General features: G+C 42.1%; 17 protein-coding genes. 4 read left to right on the forward strand and 13 right to left on the reverse strand.

From position 1 onward, the window contains the following. Positions 1–28 precede the first annotated feature (28 nt). The gene (locus ACGHEH_RS03950) at positions 29–892 is read left to right on the forward strand and encodes a hypothetical protein (protein WP_390441958.1); all 864 of its coding nucleotides are present in this window, start codon (positions 29–31) and stop codon (positions 890–892) included. Positions 893–962: 70 nt separating this feature from the next. Here the strand turns inward: ACGHEH_RS03950 and ACGHEH_RS03955 are convergent, their stop codons facing one another. The 3 genes from ACGHEH_RS03955 to pomA form a co-directional block, all read right to left on the reverse strand. Then, a complete protein-coding gene (locus ACGHEH_RS03955; RefSeq protein ID WP_390441960.1) occupies positions 963–1,469 on the reverse strand; it encodes a hypothetical protein in 507 nt (168 codons plus the stop codon). A gap of 211 nt (positions 1,470–1,680) precedes the next feature. After that, positions 1,681–2,610 carry a flagellar motor protein MotB gene (locus ACGHEH_RS03960; protein WP_390441962.1) on the reverse strand — a complete coding sequence of 310 codons (930 nt, stop codon included), beginning with the start codon at positions 2,608–2,610 and terminating at the stop codon, positions 1,681–1,683. A 1-nt stretch (position 2,611) separates the two neighbouring features. Beyond that, positions 2,612–3,379 carry a flagellar motor protein PomA gene (gene pomA / locus ACGHEH_RS03965; RefSeq protein WP_349285539.1) on the reverse strand — a complete coding sequence of 256 codons (768 nt, stop codon included), beginning with the start codon at positions 3,377–3,379 and terminating at the stop codon, positions 2,612–2,614. 326 nt (positions 3,380–3,705) lie between these two features. Between pomA and ACGHEH_RS03970 the strand changes: the two genes are divergently transcribed. From ACGHEH_RS03970 to dxs, 3 genes are all read left to right on the forward strand, one after another. Continuing rightward, positions 3,706–3,948: an exodeoxyribonuclease VII small subunit gene (locus ACGHEH_RS03970; protein ID WP_390441965.1), complete on the forward strand. Its 243-nt coding sequence runs from the start codon at positions 3,706–3,708 to the stop codon at positions 3,946–3,948. A 9-nt stretch (positions 3,949–3,957) separates the two neighbouring features. Beyond that, positions 3,958–4,845 (forward strand): (2E,6E)-farnesyl diphosphate synthase, encoded by an 888-nt coding sequence (ispA, locus tag ACGHEH_RS03975; protein ID WP_390441967.1) that lies wholly within the window; start codon positions 3,958–3,960, stop codon positions 4,843–4,845. A 105-nt stretch (positions 4,846–4,950) separates the two neighbouring features. After that, the gene (dxs, locus tag ACGHEH_RS03980) at positions 4,951–6,810 is read left to right on the forward strand and encodes a 1-deoxy-D-xylulose-5-phosphate synthase (RefSeq protein ID WP_390441969.1); all 1,860 of its coding nucleotides are present in this window, start codon (positions 4,951–4,953) and stop codon (positions 6,808–6,810) included. A gap of 80 nt (positions 6,811–6,890) precedes the next feature. On the opposite strand, the gene ACGHEH_RS03985 is transcribed toward dxs, so the two are convergent. From ACGHEH_RS03985 to glyA, 10 genes are all read right to left on the reverse strand, one after another. Beyond that, positions 6,891–9,983, reverse strand: a complete 3,093-nt coding sequence (locus ACGHEH_RS03985; protein WP_390442418.1) for a diguanylate cyclase domain-containing protein — start codon at positions 9,981–9,983, stop codon at positions 6,891–6,893. A 24-nt stretch (positions 9,984–10,007) separates the two neighbouring features. Further along, positions 10,008–10,493, reverse strand: a complete 486-nt coding sequence (locus ACGHEH_RS03990; protein ID WP_058030843.1) for a phosphatidylglycerophosphatase A — start codon at positions 10,491–10,493, stop codon at positions 10,008–10,010. Positions 10,494–10,501: 8 nt separating this feature from the next. After that, positions 10,502–11,464, reverse strand: a complete 963-nt coding sequence (gene thiL, locus ACGHEH_RS03995; protein WP_390441970.1) for a thiamine-phosphate kinase — start codon at positions 11,462–11,464, stop codon at positions 10,502–10,504. A 44-nt stretch (positions 11,465–11,508) separates the two neighbouring features. After that, the gene (nusB, locus tag ACGHEH_RS04000) at positions 11,509–11,919 is read right to left on the reverse strand and encodes a transcription antitermination factor NusB (RefSeq protein WP_058030845.1); all 411 of its coding nucleotides are present in this window, start codon (positions 11,917–11,919) and stop codon (positions 11,509–11,511) included. Between the two features lie 11 nt (positions 11,920–11,930). Then, entirely contained in the window at positions 11,931–12,395 is a 465-nt protein-coding gene (ribE, locus tag ACGHEH_RS04005) for a 6,7-dimethyl-8-ribityllumazine synthase (RefSeq protein ID WP_138480280.1), read from the reverse strand. A 153-nt stretch (positions 12,396–12,548) separates the two neighbouring features. Further along, a complete protein-coding gene (gene ribBA, locus ACGHEH_RS04010) occupies positions 12,549–13,661 on the reverse strand; it encodes a bifunctional 3,4-dihydroxy-2-butanone-4-phosphate synthase/GTP cyclohydrolase II (RefSeq protein WP_058030847.1) in 1,113 nt (370 codons plus the stop codon). Between the two features lie 23 nt (positions 13,662–13,684). Continuing rightward, a complete protein-coding gene (locus tag ACGHEH_RS04015) occupies positions 13,685–14,341 on the reverse strand; it encodes a riboflavin synthase (RefSeq protein WP_390441973.1) in 657 nt (218 codons plus the stop codon). A gap of 5 nt (positions 14,342–14,346) precedes the next feature. Next, on the reverse strand, positions 14,347–15,465 hold the full coding sequence (gene ribD / locus ACGHEH_RS04020; protein ID WP_390441975.1) for a bifunctional diaminohydroxyphosphoribosylaminopyrimidine deaminase/5-amino-6-(5-phosphoribosylamino)uracil reductase RibD: 1,119 nt from the start codon (positions 15,463–15,465) through the stop codon (positions 14,347–14,349). Further along, positions 15,465–15,914, reverse strand: coding sequence for a transcriptional regulator NrdR (gene nrdR, locus ACGHEH_RS04025; RefSeq protein WP_390441977.1), 450 nt, complete (start codon positions 15,912–15,914; stop codon positions 15,465–15,467). Before nrdR ends, ribD begins: the two co-directional genes overlap by 1 nt. 83 nt (positions 15,915–15,997) lie before the next feature. Beyond that, on the reverse strand, positions 15,998–17,254 hold the full coding sequence (glyA, locus tag ACGHEH_RS04030; protein WP_390441979.1) for a serine hydroxymethyltransferase: 1,257 nt from the start codon (positions 17,252–17,254) through the stop codon (positions 15,998–16,000). Positions 17,255–17,447 lie beyond the last annotated feature (193 nt).

Genomic DNA, 17,447 nt, shown 5'->3' on the forward strand with positions numbered 1-17,447 from the left:
CCTGATAACCCAAATTCAAGGAAGTCTTATGAAATATCCCCTAATCTTGCTTTCCTGCTCTTTTTTAACTGCTTGCGGTGGCGGGGGCAGCGAACCACTATCAAAAGATAATACAGCGCCTACCGTCAATGAGAGCACGCAATGTGGCAGTAATTTCTCAGCGCAAAGGCATTTCAATAAGCAAGAAACAAACATTGCTTATTGGCAAATAGAGGGGGATACGCTCCAAACTAAACCACAAGTAACTTACTTTACAAACCGCTCAAGTAGCCTAGCAGAAACATCATACAAAGGCTCTGAACCACTGTGTGAGCAAGTAGCGAATATTTTTGGTGCAGACGTTACAGATACATGGCAAGGCGCTGAGAATAATACAATCAAAGCTGGTCAACAATTCAAATATATACCAGAACTTAGCGTCTCATTTGCACTGCCTGAAGTGAACTCTTTAAATGATTGGCGCGCTAAAGGCAGTCCCAACTCAATGTCCACAAACCTATTGCAAAGTACTCTGACCGTCTGGTACCAAAATTCAGATGAGCAGAGGTTTTTAAAAGGCAACTTATCAAATAATCAAAGAGTCGTGCCATTAGCATGCAACGATACTGATTTTACTATTTTACTTTCTTTAATTGAGGTTGATGAACAGTTAAGCAGCAGTTTAAACCCTGCCTATTGCGAAGAGATACGCAGTAATAACATTACAAAAACAATGTGTTTAAGTGCCAACTTGCCTCAAGAAAGGTTAATTCTAAACTGTGAGTTTGCTATGACAGATATTGTTATTCCAAACGCCCAAGGAAATAAAACATTTGTTAAGTTAGCAGCTCAAACCTCTACAGGTTCAGATACCGGGATTAATGTTGCAATCACTGATGTTGATATAAATTAAGCTAAATTAGGGATAGTAATTATCTTAACCTATTCGGGGAGCTAAAAAGGCGCTTAAAATTTGTTAGATACTAGCCCTTCACTTGAATTTGGTTTACTCGATTTTTTAATAGATACATCACGGGCAGAAAGCACAGGATGACGGTGAGAATATTCACTAAAGGTAAAATACTTTTATAAAGATAGGTCGAGTAACTTAAATCGAGATAGTGCCTATCTACCAATCTAAATAACTGCATAATAGGCGCAGGAAGTACAATGAGTTGTGCCAATACGCTTTGCCATAAATACACTTTGTCTTTCAATGCCCAGACAGCCAATATAGCCATAAAAACGATGTCACTCAATGCCCAATAGACGTAACGGATGACATATAAATCAGCATCAACTTGCTTGATCAAAGAGAAAGAGAAATAGCCAATCACATAAAATGCGGCACACAGTGCCGCATATCTAAGGGCTTTGTCATCTCTTAATAATGCAAACAGAGCAACCGAAATAAACGTCAGTAACGTCGCGTGGTCTCTTACTAATAACAAAAATTGATTAAAGTAAGTACTGTTTAAATCTAATGACATACTAGGAAGTTAATCTTGAGATGATTAATCTAACTACTTTTCTTCAGACTTTGGTGGCTCATCATTATCATCAGCACCATCGCCATTATTACCTGGCATGTAAGCGTATTTACTTAGAATAGGCATCGTATTTCTCCTTGATAAATGATTCATACTCAAATTAGCTGAATTCCAACCATCTATCAAGAAATACATACTAAAGAATGAAAAATTAATTACCACGCAGTTCGATAGGATCAGATTCTTTCGCTTTACCTTGTAAAATAGAGATTTCAACACGGCGATTACGGCGTCTATCTGTGTCATTCTCATTCGGCACTAGCGGGCGCGTATCAGCATGACCAACAACAACCATTCTATTTTTGTCAAAATCTGGAGCTTTTACCATTTCACTTGCCACAGCTACTGCACGGGTTGCAGATAAATCCCAATTATTAGAATAAAGCTCATTGGTCACCTGAAAGTCATCAGTATGACCTGACACAGTAATTTCTCCTGGTACATCTTTTAACAGCTCAGCAATCTCACGAATTATCGGCTTAAATTTCGGCTGTAAAAAAGCACTACCAGAAGGGAAAGCCCCATTTTCTTGAATACGAATAATGATCTGTTGTCCTAGAGACTCAAGCTCTATTGCGCCATCCATGATTTGCTTTTCCATTTGCTGGGCTATTTTCTTAACCAATTCGTTCACTTGCTCTTGATCGGCTGCTGAAATAGCCTGCTCCATAGATTGCTCTTGTGAAGTACTTTGCGATTCACCACCACGCTTATTACCGCGTTGCTCTTGACGGCCACCTGCTGAAGCCTCATCACCTGCCTGGAACTCCAACATTTGCTGCGTCATCTCTACCGTCTGCTGTTGAATAGTTTCGATGGGAGTTGGCTCTGGTTTACCTGGTGTGAACTCCATAGCTATCACACTGGTACCCTTGGGAATGTCTTTTACTTCGATTTTATTTTGCACACCAAAAGCAAACTTCATCGAACCTGCAATTTGTTTGAATTTCAACACGTCCATTTCAGAGAAAGCCAACAGCAGAACGAAGAAACACATCAAGAGTGACATTAGGTCAGCAAATGTTCCCATCCAAGCGGGTAGCCCGGGGGGGGGACATTTGCATTCTTGTTCGTCTGACATACTACTCCTCCTTGTCGCTACCGCGTTTCGACTCAGGTAGGTAGTTCTTCAGAATACCTTCGATTACTTTCGGGTTTTGACCATCTTGAATACCCAAAATTGCATCCAAGATTAAGCGTTGATTTTGTTCTTCTTCATCTTTACGCAATTCAAGTTTCGCCTGAATAGGAATAGCAACTACGTTTGCAAGAAACGCACCATATAACGTTGTAAGTAGTGCTACCGCCATTGCTGGACCAATCGCTTTTGGGTCATCCATGTTTGATAACATGGCTACTAGACCAATTAGCGTCCCGATCATCCCCATCGCAGGTGCAATATCTGCCAAAGATTTAAATAAGTTAGCGCCTAGTTCGTGTCGAGAGGTAGTAAGTGAAATGTCTTTTAATAAAGTGGCGCGTACAACATCAGCATCATGACCATCTACTAACATATCAACGCCCTTACGCATGAAAGCATTGGGTATCTCTGCTTCTTCCAAAGCCAAAAAGCCACCTTTACGAGCCGAGTCAGCCAATTCAACTGCTTTCTCAATTAGCTCTTCTGGAGATTCAATCTTGAACATAAAGGCTTTGCCAACAACTTTACCAATGCCTAAGAATTGGCCCATGGTGAAGTTCGAAAGTACGATGAAAATAGAGCCACCGAATACAATGACGGTAGATGGGCCATCACCAAACATGGCCAAGTCACCATTACTACTCATGAACATCGCCATGATGACCAAACCTATTGCACCTACTATTCCGATAACGGTTGCTAAATCCACTATCCCCTCCAGAGAATACTTATCATTACTTTTTTATTATGACACTCTAAGTCAATTTTTTGAGTGGCAACTACAAATATCATGCTTAATTAGAATATTTGCAAACCTTATGCCTATGTTACAGTGAAAAGCCTAGCTTTCAGTAAGACTTTTATCGGCAACATCTTGAATATCTTAACTCAATTACGTTGTTAAAATTCGATTAACGCCCACATAAGGCAAAAAATAAACTGATCCGCCACGATTGCCAGTAACAAGCTTTGACCTGAGTCGCTAATCCCCCTAAAATTGCTACCTTTAAAATAAATTGCTGAGCAAGATGTACTATGGCTGCAAAAAAACCTGAAAATCTAAGTTTTGAAGAAGCAATGGCCGAACTAGAAGGCATTGTAAAGGCTATGGAACAAGGTAGCCTAACTTTAGAGCAATCTTTAAAGCAATTTGAACGTGGTGTTCAATTAGCCAATGCTTCTAATGAAAAGTTAAGCAGCGCTGAGCAAAAAGTCTCAATCCTGATGGGCAACGACCCTGAGACACCAGTAACACCAATGCCAAATCAATTAGATTAAGACCCCGCAGTGAATTTATTCGAGCATATAAATACGGCACAAAACCGTTTAGACAGTTACATCTGTAACTACTTCTCTTTGGCGTTAGACACCGATGAAACCGTAAAGTCAGCAACTTTTTACAGCATCAATAATGGCGGTAAAAGATTAAGACCCTTTTTGGTTTACACTGTAGGCAAACTGTTAGGTGCTAAAGAAGCTGACCTTGATGTCGCCGCAGCTGCGATTGAATGTATTCATAGCTACTCATTGGTCCATGATGACTTACCAGCTATGGACGACGATGACTTGCGTCGAGGTAAACCGACTTGTCATATTGCTTATGATGAAGCACAGGCCATTTTAGCAGGCGATGCGCTACAAACCTTAGCGTTTGAATTTTTAAGTGAACATGAATTTTCAGTACCAGCAAAGCAACAAATCAAGATGATTAATACCCTTGCCGTTGCATCTGGTTTGCAGGGCATGGTGGGTGGACAAGCTCTTGATATTTCAGCAACAGAAAAGTCAATTACCCTTGCAGAGCTTGAACGTATTCATCGACTTAAAACCGGCGCATTGTTAAATTGTGCCATTCAATTAGGGGCGTTATGTGCGCCAAATGTAGAACAAGAAATAGTTACTGCACTCGATATATACGGTAGAAAGCTTGGGCTCGCTTTTCAGGTACAAGATGATATTTTAGATATCGAAGGTGATACCGCCGTATTAGGAAAGCCACAAGGCTCAGACTTAGATAATCACAAGTCAACTTATCCGGCTTTGCTAGGACTAGATGGTGCAAAACAAAAAGCACACCTATTGGTCGAAGATGCCCTGTCTGCACTTGATACAATACCTCATAATACCGATGTATTGGCAGAGCTTGCGAAATATATAATTGAGCGTGATCACTAATACTCAATCATGACGTATTGACGACGAATAGAATAAAATTTATAAAAATTAAGTAAACCTTTGTATATAATCGGACAAGGTTTGCGTAGGACACATGTTGAAAGAATGAAACTGGACAGTAGCAAGTACCCATTACTCGCCTTGGTTGATGAACCGGCGCAATTACGTCAATTACCACAGCCCCAACTGGGTAAGTTGAGCGACGAATTAAGAGATTACTTACTTAATTCGGTTTCTCAGAGCAGTGGTCACTTGGCTTCAGGTTTAGGCACCGTCGAATTGACTGTTGCTTTACATTACGTGTATGACACACCTGAAGATAGATTAATCTGGGATGTGGGTCATCAAGCTTACCCGCACAAAATCTTAACTGGCCGTCGTGATGCTATGCATACGATCCGTCAAAAAGATGGGTTGCATCCTTTCCCTTATCGTGAGGAGAGTGAATACGACACCTTCAGCGTAGGCCATTCAAGTACCTCGATTTCAGCGGCATTAGGTATGTCTATTGCCGCGCAAAAAGAGGGGAAAGGTCGTAAAACCGTTGCAGTGATAGGTGATGGTGCGATCACTGCAGGTATGGCGTTCGAAGCCATGAACCATGCCGGAGATATTAAATCCGACATGCTGATAATCTTAAATGATAATGAGATGTCTATCTCTGAAAACGTAGGCGCACTTAACAACCACTTTGCACGCATTCTTTCTGGTAGCTTTTATACTAATATTCGCGAAGGCAGTAAGAAAATTCTTTCTGGTGTGCCGACAGTGAAAGAACTAGCTAGCCGTATGGAAGAGCATCTAAAGGGTATGGTTATACCTGGCACTTTCTTCGAGGAGCTTGGTTTAAATTATATTGGTCCAATTGATGGTCACGACGTTAATATGCTGGTTGATACGCTAAGAAATATGCGCAACCTGAAAGGCCCTCAAATCTTGCACATCAAAACGCAAAAAGGCAAAGGCTATAAGCCAGCTGAAGCCGATCCCATTGGTTATCACGGTGTGCCAAAATTCGACCCGAGCGTGCATAGTTTGCCAAAATCTAAACCTAGCGCCCCTACTTTTTCTAAGGTATTTGGTGATTGGTTATGCGATATGGCAGCACAAGACCCTAAGCTTATGGCGATTACGCCAGCCATGCGAGAAGGCTCAGGTATGGTACGCTTCTCGAAGGAGTTTACTGAGCAGTACTTTGATGTTGCTATTGCTGAGCAACACGCTGTTACCCTTGGTGCAGGTTTCGCATGTGAGGGTCTCAAGCCTGTTGTTGCTATATACTCAAGCTTTTTGCAGCGTGCTTATGATCAACTTATTCATGATGTTGCGCTACAAAACTTACCTGTGCTGTTTGCAATTGACCGCGCGGGAATTGTAGGTGCAGATGGTGAAACGCACCAAGGTGCTTATGACTTAAGCTTTATGCGCTGTATTCCAAACATGATTATCATGGCACCAAGTGATACCAATGAATGTCGTCAGATGCTTTACACTGGTTACCAGTGTAACCAACCTGTTGCTGTGCGTTATCCTCGAGGTAGTGCTGGTGATAGAGATGTACAAACGCAGATGCAAGCGTTTGAAGTTGGCAAAGGCAACGTGATCCGTGAAGGTGAGAAAGTGGCTATCTTAAGTTTCGGTACACTTCTTCATAATGCCAAGCAAGCCGCTGAAAACTTAAATGCAACCCTAGTGGATATGCGATTTGTTAAACCGCTTGATAAAACACTGCTCGTTGAGCTGAGCAAAACTCACGATCGATTTGTTTGTCTTGAAGATAACGCCATTGCTGGTGGTGCTGGCAGTGCTGTGATGGAGTTTCTTGGCACACAGGGTATACAAACGCCAGTGTCGTTATTTGGTATCCCTGATGAATTCATCAAGCATGGTACACAAGACGAAATCCATGCAGAAATGGGCTTATGTGCTAATTCAATCGAAGAGAGAATTAAAGCGCTACTTTGATAATCTCCAACGTTAAATAAAAGGAGCCTAAGCTCCTTTTATTTATGCTTTATAATTTTGACAAATAATCCTTATTGCAACTAACGCATCCAAATTTTCACATCTGCGAGCCCATTTGCCTGTAAGGTTTGTAATTGTGATTCAACGTTACTGGTTTGCTCAAACTCAAAGGCATCCAACTGATCATCAAATGTAATGGTTGCTGCGCCATCACCGCCACGTTGCTTTACTTGATGAAGTGCAACATCCGCCAAATTAACAGAGGCTTCCCAACTGATCACTTGCCCACCAAGCAAAGGTAAGGGATAGAATGACCACCCCATAGAAACCGTCATATTAATCGATTTACCGTTCGGTAATTGGAAGTCACACTCAGCTATAGCACGGCAAAGCTCTTTTATATAACTTTCAACTGCGTCACGCTTGAAATCGCGAAGCAACAATAAGAATTCGTCGCCACTCCAACGTGCCACATAATCTGACCCTTGTGTTCTTGTATTCAATAAGGTGGCAAGCTGCTGTAAACAACTATCACCACCAATTGGACCATAGGCATCATTCACTTTACTGAAGTTGTCAACATTAACGCTTAGTAGTACAAGACGCTTATTTTGTTGCTGTAGTGACTTTGAGTTACGCTGATAGTGCTCAACATCTTTAGGGAGTTGATCGAATAAGAAACGACGGCTTTTAAGGCCTGTGAGCTCATCTGTATGGCTAACTAGCTTCATCTGAGTATTGACTTGGTTAAGCTTGTCATTCGCTTGACGCAGTGCCATAGTGCGCTCTGCCACTAAAGATTCAAGCGCTTGCTGCTTACGTCGCTCTTGGGCTCTAAAGATCCAAAAGAATACGTAAAACAGTAGAACAAACCCTAGCGTAATTAACAGTCTAAAGTATACCGTTTCATCAAAGCGTCTAGGGATCTCAATACGCTGTGTAATGCTTCTAGCTTGTTGCCAGCCTTCACCTTTGCGCTTAACTTGTAATTCAAAGTTATATACACCCGGCTCTAAGTTCGTATATATCGCTTCTCGACGATTAAATACTTCTCGCCATTCAGTGTTTTCTTTACCAGTTAAACGATATCTAAACTCGATACTCGCTGGCGCATAAAAGTCTATGGCAGTGTAGTTAATCGTGATATCGCGTTCACTGGTATCAAGTTTAAGCAACTCTGCAAATTTGCTTGAGACTATCGCTCGATCTTGTGTGATCACCTCTTCCAGTTTTGGTGATAAGTCTTTAGAACCAAATAGCTCAACATTCTTGGGAATTTCAACTGCCCCTTGAGAGCTTGGATACCAAATCGCGCCTTGCTTTTCTAATACTGCATCACCACCGAAACCAGAACAGCAACGACCGACTTTGCCATCGAGCTGACGGTCAAATTGGCTAATAACCTGCTCAACTTTTAAATTGTTTATTGGATGCGTAAATTGCGCAGCGGGCAAACGGTACACACCTTTTCGAGTACTGACCCAAATAAGCGCCTGTTGCTGGTCATAATAGAGCGAGGAAATTGACCCATGAGGTAAGCCATTTGAGGCATCAAGCTGATACCAATCGCCCTTTGCTGTTCGATAAAATAACCCATCATTCCAAGAGCCAACTAAAGTAGCCACACCTTGGATGTATAAAATACTGGTAACATAAGCAGATTCTAGAGAAGTTTGACCACCTAGCTTTTCAATGCCTTTTTGATTAAATTGATAAGCTCCTTTATTGGTGCCTATAAACCCGACATTTGGCTGATCATTGATATACGTGACAAACTGACTACCTAAAAATGCATTGTAAGCAAACGGTGTTAAACCCGAGTACTCAAGACGATACATACCACTACCCGTACCTATCCACATTCCGCCACGCTGCGACGGTGTAATGGCTAACACAGGTGTTTGTCGTAACTCTCGAAACGGTAATAACTGTAGCACCCCTTGCTCATAAATCATGGCACCTCGTTCAGTGCCTATGAACAAGCTATTACCACTAAATTCAAGCTCGTATACTGTGCTGTTTTTTAGCTCTTTAGGAGTAATAACTACTTGCAATGATTCATCATTATTCAAGTAACCAACACCACTTCTTGATGCCATCCAAGTTCGACCTTGGTTATCTGTGGTCGTTGCCGTTATACCTTGCTGACTGTTACCATCAATCATGTGTCGCGCAATATTACCTGTGTGCGCAAACCAAAGCCCTTCGTTCAGACTGGCTAACCAAATATTTCCTTCTGAGTCTTTAAACATGTCTGAAAACCAAATCGACTGATCCGCATGAATTGGTTCGACATAACGCCAATCAGAGATCCCCTCTCTGAACATCAAACGAGTTGAAGTAGATGCCCATAACCCTGTATCTGAGTCGTACATAAATTTATATACAGCACCATTACCAAGCTCGGTATAACGTCTCAGCACTTGGTCTATATCTAAGAAGTAAGCACCGAGTTCAGAGGCCAGATACAAGCGCCCTTCAATCCATGCCAAATCATGCACGATTGTTTGTGCTAATTGTTCTGGTAAGGCTAACCTGAAACCAAGCTCAAGACGAAATATGTCTCTGCGATTAGTAGCTGATTTGGTAATTTTTAAAAGATTACGCTCATTTACCAACCATAAACCATCGGTACCTTGGGCGATTTTAGACACACTACCTACAATCTGATTAATGCGGTTAACAGGAAACTTTTTATTGTCTTCTGCTGAATCAAATGCACGTTGTGCTTGTTGGTCATTGCCAATGTAAAATAAGCCATTACCTGCAACCCAGATGTCACCTTGCTTGTCCTCAACAATATCGAGGATAGGTCCTTTGATATTAAATGACTGAACATCAAGCGTATGGGGGTTTAAGCGATGAAGACCCCGCTTGGTGCCTATCCATAACTTACCATGCCTATCTAACAGTAATTTATGAATGGCGTTAGTTTGTAAGAATTGCGTGTTTTGTGTTGTAAAATTTCGAAATTGATAGCCATCAAACCGACTGAGGCCAAATTGAGTGCCAAGCCATACATAACCCTGCTGGTCTTGCACCAAACTTTTAATTGATTGTGAGGGTAAGCCATTTTGTACATTCCATTGCTTCACAATATAGTCATTGATGGCAGCAGATACTGAAAAACTCATCAGTATAAACAGCCAAGACACTAGCAAGGTTTTTTTGATCATACACTCACAATCTTTTATTGATTAAGCTACTAAGAAACCAGTTTTAAACAAAGCTTGTACACAAATCAACGAAAAAATACCCGCTAAAATGTCATCAGCCATGATCCCAAAGCCACCATGCAGCTTTTTGTCTAACATTCTGATAGGACCTGGTTTGGCAATATCGAAAAATCGGAATAATAAAAAGCCAACTAGGAGCGCCTTCCAAGATAACGCTGCGCCTATCATGGTAATGTAAAAGCCAGCAACTTCATCCCAGACAATTGCAGGATGATCATGAACTTGGACGTCTTTTGCCGTTTGTCCACACACCCAAATACCAAATACACTGATCACAACTGCAAAAACACACTGCAACCATAATGGATAACTTGCTGTAATGAAAATAAGAGGTAGCGCACCTAAAGTGCCAAATGTACCTGGGGCAAATGGGGCTAGCCCTAAACCAAAACCCAAACCAAAGAATTGGTGAGGTTTACGAATATCAAATTTGTACTGCTTAGCCAAACTGACTCCTAACTAAAATGTTCAAAGCCAGTTGCGGGAAATGGCCAAGGTTTATCTTTATAAAGTAGCGACACATCGCCAGCATTTGCGTTAATTTGCCCGATACAGGTAGGTGTCACCCCATATTCTGCCAAGCGCTTTTCTACTGCTACTCTATTACTATCAGGCACGGTAAACAACAACTGATAATCATCGCCATAGGCCATTGCCAGCATTAAACGTACTTCTTCATCAGGCAAATTTTTCAGCGCATGTGAAAGCGGCACTTTATCAGCATGGATAGTTGCTCCAACACCTGAGTGGGTCAGAATATGATTTAAATCGGCCAGTAAGCCGTCAGAAATATCAATGGCTGAATTCGCCAAACCACGTAAAACCTGACCTGCTGCAACTTGGGGTGCGGGGTAATCAAACTTTTTCTGAGTATAACTGCGGTCTTCATCACTGAGTTCCCAGCCTTGTTTACGTGCTTCGATTGCCAAAGCTGCATCTCCAAGGTCGCCAGTCACATATAACCAATCCCCTACTTTAGCGCCACTTCGGGTCAATGCTTTGCCTTTTGGTACGATACCTTTAGCGCATACAGTAATCGTTAATGGACCTTGCGTGGTGTCACCACCGATCAGCTGTACATTATAGTATTCGGCAATATCGTGCATACCTTCTGTGAACTGTTCCAGCCAAGTTTCGTCAACGTTAGGTAACGTCAAGCCAATAGAGATCCAAGCAGGCTCTGCCCCCATTGCAGCCAAATCACTTAAGTTTACCGCTAAAATTCGGTGTCCTAAGGCTTTAGGGGAAATATCAGAAAAAAAATGAACGCCTTCAACCAGCGTATCTGTGGTGACCGCTAATTGGCAGCCTTCAGGGATAGTAACTAGGGCGCAATCATCACCTATGCCTAAGTCTACATCACGTCGAGTAATGCCACGGCCGGTGAAAAATCGATTGATTAACTCAAATTCCTTCATACATAAAAAAGCCGGCCTAAGCCGGCTCTCCAAATTGTTTGCCTTTATTTGCGAACTGCTTTTACGGCTTTGTCTAAAACACCGTTCACAAACTTATGGCTGTCCTCTGCACCAAAGATTTTCGCAAGCTCAATGCCTTCATTGATTGCTACTTTGTAAGGTACATCTTCACGGAACTTAAGTTCGTATGCACTTAAACGTAATACTGCACGCTCAACTTCATCTAAGTCTTCAAACGGGCGAGAAAGATGCGGCTTAACAAGTTCATCTAATTGCTTTACATTTACTGCAACACCGCGAGCAAGATCTTTAAAGTATTCTACGTCTACTTTAGATACATCATTCTCGATCAACATTTGTTGCTCAATATCGGCAATCGGGTTGCCACTTAATTGCCAAGAGTATACGGCTTGAAGCGCTAATATACGTGCTTTACGTCTTGCTGCTGGTTTCACTGAGGATCCTCTTAAATTTGCTCTAGCACGTTCACCATTTCTAGTGCACCAAGGGCTGCTTCGCCGCCTTTGTTGCCCATTTTAGTGCCCGCACGTTCAATGGCTTGCTCAATGCTTTCCGTGGTTAATACACCAAATGCTACCGGAATATCATAGTCTAATGAAACGCTTGCAAGTCCTTTGTTTGACTCGTTAGCAACTAGGTCGAAATGTGGTGTACCACCACGGATGATAACGCCTAATGCAATGATTGCATCGTGCTCTTTTTTCATCGCTAAACGCTTAGCTGCTAATGGTAACTCAACCGCACCTGGTACATATACCACAGTGATGTCTTCTTCTTTAACACCACCAACACGCTTTAGCTCGTCAACAGCACCTTCAAGTAAGCTGCTACCGATAAAATCATTAAAACGTGAAATAACAATAGCAAATTTTTTGCCAGGAGCGTATTTGTTACCTTCAATAATCTTCATTAGATGGTCCTAATCTTCTTAATGTTTCGTACTTTGCAATCAAAGTGCGCCGAGTACGCAATAAGCAATTGCCAAATTGGCGCGCATAATAGCACAGTTTTGGTTAACCCCAAATAACAAAACCCGCTGTCATCAACGGGCTTTTTCATTCAATTATTTAGGCTCTACGTATTCAACGACTTCTAGGTGGAAACCTGAAAGTGCATGATATTTTTTCGGCATACTCATTAGGCGCATTTTTTGAATGCCTAAATCAGCTAAGATCTGCGAGCCAACACCAACAGTACGAGATGTACCTTGGAACTTGCGCTGATTCACAGTTTCGCCCGCATCTTGCGCAGCAAATGCTTTTACCATGTGCTCGATGTCTTCAGTTTGTTCCTGTTTACCTAAAATAACTAGCACACCGTTATTTTCGCTGATGTGCTTCATCGCACCATGTAAGCTCCAGCTTCGATCAGCGCCTCTGTCAGATAGTAAGACATCATTAAAGGTGCTTTGTAAGTGAACACGCACTAGCGTTGCATCACTTTCTGAAACTTCACCTTTGAGTAAAGCATAATGAAGCTGGTTATCAATGGTGTCTTTGTAAGTAACTAGATCGAATTCACCATACTCAGTTGGCAATTTACACTGCGCAACTTTTTCTATGGTCGTTTCGTTTAAGTTACGGTATTCAATTAAGTCGGCGATAGTACCAATTTTTAAACCATGCTCTTTAGCAAACACTTCTAACTGAGGGCGGCGAGCCATAGTACCGTCTGGGTTTAAGATTTCAACAATGACTGAAGCGGGTTCTAAACCTGCTAAACGTGCTAAATCACAGCCTGCTTCTGTATGACCAGCACGAGTTAATACCCCACCAGGTTGTGCCATAATTGGGAAAATATGACCTGGCTGCACGATGTCTGTTGGCACTGCACCTTTAGCCACTGCTGCCTGTACTGTACGAGCACGATCAGCGGCAGAAATACCAGTAGTGACGCCTTTTGCCGCCTCGATAGACATTGTGAAGTTAGTTGAGAATTGCGCGCCGTTATTTCTCACCATTAACGGTAAATCAATTTGCTGACAACGTTCTTGAGTCATAGTTAAACAAATTAAACCACGGCCGTGGGTTGCCATGAAGTTTATGGCGTCCGCTGAAATATGCTCGGCTGCGATGATTAAGTCACCTTCATTTTCTCGGTCTTCATCATCCATCAAGATAACCATTTTACCGGCTTTAATGTCTTCGATGATCTCTTGTGCGCTGTTCAAGTTCATAATTTACCTGTTTAATTAATTCGCTACTTAATAAAGCCTGCGTTTGCCAATAAGTTCATTGTGAGAGTAGAGCTTTGTGCAGGCTCTTGAGCTCCAAGTACTAAGCGTTCCAAATAACGTGCAATTTGATCCACTTCTAAGTTAATTTTACTGCCCACTTTAAATTCAGCAATGGTTGTCTCTTGTGCTGTATGCGGCACAATTGTCAGCTTAAACTGACAATCTTTAATTTCATTTACAGTTAAGCTGATACCATCAATGGCTACTGAGCCTTTGTATGGGATATATTTCATCAGCTCACTGGGCGCTTCTAACCAATATTCTGTTGCGCGGGCATTAGGTGTAATCGCCACAACTGTCGCAATGCCATCAATGTGACCTGAGACTAAATGACCACCTAAACGCGAAATAGGTTGTAATGCTTTTTCTAAATTAACTGTTTGCCCTAGCTTATATTGAGCAAATTGCGTCAATTTCAAGGTCTCATTTGAAACATCGGCACGAAAACCATCAGAAAATTTTTCAACAACCGTTAAACACACGCCATTTGTAGCAATGCTATCGCCTAACTGTACATCGCCCATATCTAAATTTGGGCTACTTACACGAACCGTTAGGTCGCCTTGATTTTGTGTCAACTCAGTCAACTTACCGGTTGCTTCAATGATGCCTGTAAACATAAAACTTAACCTTTTTGCGCTACTTTGCGTGCTGTCAAACGAATATCATCGCCAACTTGCTTAATATCGTGCCATTGTAGGCTCTGTACATCTGACATCTTCTTCAACTCTGGCACGTTAAATAAACCTCGCGCGTCTTGACCCATGATTTTAGGTGCTAAATAAAGAATATAATTATCGATAAGATTTAATTCGTGAAACTTACCCGCAAGCGTCGCACCAGCTTCAACGAATACACTGTTGATACCATGCGCAGTTAATTGCTTTAACGCTTTTTTGATATCAACCTTACCATTTATGGAACCAACCACCAGCTCTGTGACATGTTCTGGCCACCGGTGTGCTGTATCTGCTTTTGTTCTTAAAATTATAATAGGACTATTGATTGAAAATAATGCTAAGTCTGGAGACAAACGGTTTTGGGAATCGATAATGACTCGAGTAGGTTGGCGAACTGACAACCCTTCAGCAAGCTCAAGCTGCTCTGCTGAAAGTCGTACATTCAATTTAGCATCATCAAACAGTACAGTATTAGCACCCGATAACACAGCGCAGTGCTCAGCACGTAAAAACTGCACATCTTGACGGGCTGCACTTGAGGTGATCCACTTACTTTCACCATTTTTTAATGCTGTTTTGCCATCTAGGCTCGCAGCCAATTTACAACTTATATAGGGTAAACTCGTTTCCATTCGAGTTAGAAAACCAGGATTTAAATCTCTTGCAGCCTGTTCGTACAAACCAGAAGCGGTTTCAATGCCTGCCTCTTCTAACATGCGCAGGCCGCGACCTGCGACTTCTGGGTTAGGGTCAACCATGGCAGCAACAACGCGGCTGACGCCAGCGTCGATTAGACCTTTTGCGCAAGGCGGTGTTCTACCATAATGGCTACATGGCTCCAAGGTAACATAAGCGGTAGCGCCTTTAGCCTTGCATCCAGCCATCTTTAATGCGTGTACTTCAGCATGACCTTGACCCGCTTTTTGGTGGTAACCCTGACCAACTATATCGCCGTCTTTTACTATCACACAACCTACATTAGGGTTAGGTGAGGTAGTAAAACGGCCTTTAGCAGCAAGTGCGATGGCCTGCTGCATAAATTCTTTATCTTGCTCGCTAAACATCAATCTCCAAGCCTCGCAATTTCCTCGCCAAACTCTCTGATATCTTCAAATGAGCGGTATACGGAGGCAAAGCGGACATAGGCCACTTTATCGAGCTTTTTCAACGCTTCCATAATGCATTCACCTATCATATGGCTTGACACTTCACGTTCACCCGTAGCGCGAATTTGTGATTTAATCTGATGCACAACTTCTTCAATTTGCTCAGTGCTCACTGGGCGTTTCTCTAACGCGCGGTGCAGACCATTTAGTAATTTGTCTTCATTAAATGGCTCTCGAGAACCATCTTGTTTAATTACCCGCGGCATGACTAATTCAGCACCTTCAAACGTCGTAAAGCGCTCATGACATAACACACATTCTCTGCGGCGACGGACTTGATGGCCTGAGCCGACTAAACGGGAATCAATGACTTTTGTTTCTTTAGCGGTGCAAAATGGACAATGCATAGATAATCACTTGTGAAAAAATATAAAAAAGGCCGCAAATGCGGCCTTTATCATAACAAAATTCTTTGATTTTGTGAGCGAAATTACGCGTAAACTGGTAATTTAGCGCAGATAGCTTTTACTTTCTCTTTCACTTCTGCTTGTACTGACTCATCGTTGATGTTGTCTAGTACGTCACAGATCCAACCTGCAAGCTCTGCTGATTCAGCTTCTTTAAAACCACGACGCGTGATAGCTGGAGAACCAATACGAAGACCAGACGTTACAAACGGTGAACGTGGGTCGTTTGGTACTGAGTTCTTGTTCACAGTGATGTTTGCACGACCAAGTGCCGCATCAGCATCTTTACCTGTGATGTCTTTGTCGATTAGGTCTAATAAGAATAAGTGGTTGTCTGTTTTACCAGAAACAACTTTATAGCCACGCTCTTGAAGAACAGCAACCATTGCCTGTGCATTCTTAACAACTTGTTCTTGGTAAGTTTTGAACTCTGGCTGTAATGCTTCTTTGAAAGCAACCGCTTTACCAGCGATAACGTGACATAGAGGACCACCTTGACCGCCAGGGAAAACTGCGCTGTTTAGTTTCTTGTAGATTTCTTCGTCATCACAAGCTGAGATGATAAGACCACCGCGAGGACCCGCTAGCGTTTTGTGCGTCGTAGTCGTTACAACGTGTGCGTGAGGTACTGGGCTTGGGTAAACTCCAGCAGCAACAAGACCTGCAACATGTGCCATATCAACTAATAGGTAAGCACCTACTTTGTCAGCGATTTCACGGAATTTAGCCCAATCAACGATACCTGAGTATGCTGAGAAACCACCGATGATCATTTTTGGCTTGTGCTCAAGTGCTAATGCTTCAACCTGTGCGTAATCGATCTCACCAGTTTCTTCGTTAAGGCCGTACTGGATAGCGTTATACGTTTTACCAGAGAAGTTTACGTGAGAACCGTGTGTTAAGTGACCACCATGTGCAAGGCTCATACCTAATACAGTGTCGTGTGGCTGAAGAAGCGCTTGGAATACTGCCGCGTTTGCTTGTGAACCCGCGTGTGGTTGTACGTTTGCATAAGTAGAGCCAAAAAGCTCGTTAGCTCGGTCAATAGCCAGTTGCTCAACAACATCAACGTGTTCACAACCACCGTAGTAACGCTTACCTGGGTAACCTTCAGCATATTTGTTAGTTAATTGAGAACCCTGAGCTTCTAAAACACGTGGGCTACAGTAGTTTTCAGAAGCGATAAGCTCGATGTGCTCTTCTTGACGAGTCGTTTCAAGTGCAATCGCATTTGCTAATTCAGGGTCAAAATCTGCAATGTTCATGTTACGTTCTAACATGGGGTCTCCTAGGTACACGTTTAGGGTAGTAAAAGCTGTATTGTACGCAGTTATGCGTCCGATGCCTATAATTTCGGCTTGAGCATATTTAAACAGGGATTGAATTTATTTCACAGTGTTTATGTAATGATATTTTTTTATTTAAACATAAAAAAAACAAATAAATAAGAAGGGAATAAATAAGCGTTATTTA

This window comes from Pseudoalteromonas sp. MTN2-4 (assembly GCF_042848605.1).
GTDB lineage: Bacteria > Pseudomonadota > Gammaproteobacteria > Enterobacterales > Alteromonadaceae > Pseudoalteromonas.

Excerpts from the sequence above, each read along its gene's own strand:
- ribD (WP_390441975.1), bottom strand. The coding sequence starts at position 15,465 with ATGTTTAGCGAGCAAGATAAAGAATTTATGCAGCAGGCCATCGCACTT.
- ACGHEH_RS03950 (WP_390441958.1), top strand. The coding sequence starts at position 29 with ATGAAATATCCCCTAATCTTGCTTTCCTGCTCTTTTTTAACTGCTTGC.
- ACGHEH_RS03960 (WP_390441962.1), bottom strand. The coding sequence starts at position 2,610 with ATGTCAGACGAACAAGAATGCAAATGTCCCCCCCCCGGGCTACCCGCT.
- ACGHEH_RS03955 (WP_390441960.1), bottom strand. The coding sequence starts at position 1,469 with ATGTCATTAGATTTAAACAGTACTTACTTTAATCAATTTTTGTTATTA.
- ribBA (WP_058030847.1), bottom strand. The coding sequence starts at position 13,661 with ATGAACTTGAACAGCGCACAAGAGATCATCGAAGACATTAAAGCCGGT.
- ribE (WP_138480280.1), bottom strand. The coding sequence starts at position 12,395 with ATGAAGATTATTGAAGGTAACAAATACGCTCCTGGCAAAAAATTTGCT.
- nrdR (WP_390441977.1), bottom strand. The coding sequence starts at position 15,914 with ATGCATTGTCCATTTTGCACCGCTAAAGAAACAAAAGTCATTGATTCC.
- dxs (WP_390441969.1), top strand. The coding sequence starts at position 4,951 with ATGAAACTGGACAGTAGCAAGTACCCATTACTCGCCTTGGTTGATGAA.
- glyA (WP_390441979.1), bottom strand. The coding sequence starts at position 17,254 with ATGTTAGAACGTAACATGAACATTGCAGATTTTGACCCTGAATTAGCA.
- ACGHEH_RS03970 (WP_390441965.1), top strand. The coding sequence starts at position 3,706 with ATGGCTGCAAAAAAACCTGAAAATCTAAGTTTTGAAGAAGCAATGGCC.
- thiL (WP_390441970.1), bottom strand. The coding sequence starts at position 11,464 with ATGAAGGAATTTGAGTTAATCAATCGATTTTTCACCGGCCGTGGCATT.
- ACGHEH_RS04015 (WP_390441973.1), bottom strand. The coding sequence starts at position 14,341 with ATGTTTACAGGCATCATTGAAGCAACCGGTAAGTTGACTGAGTTGACA.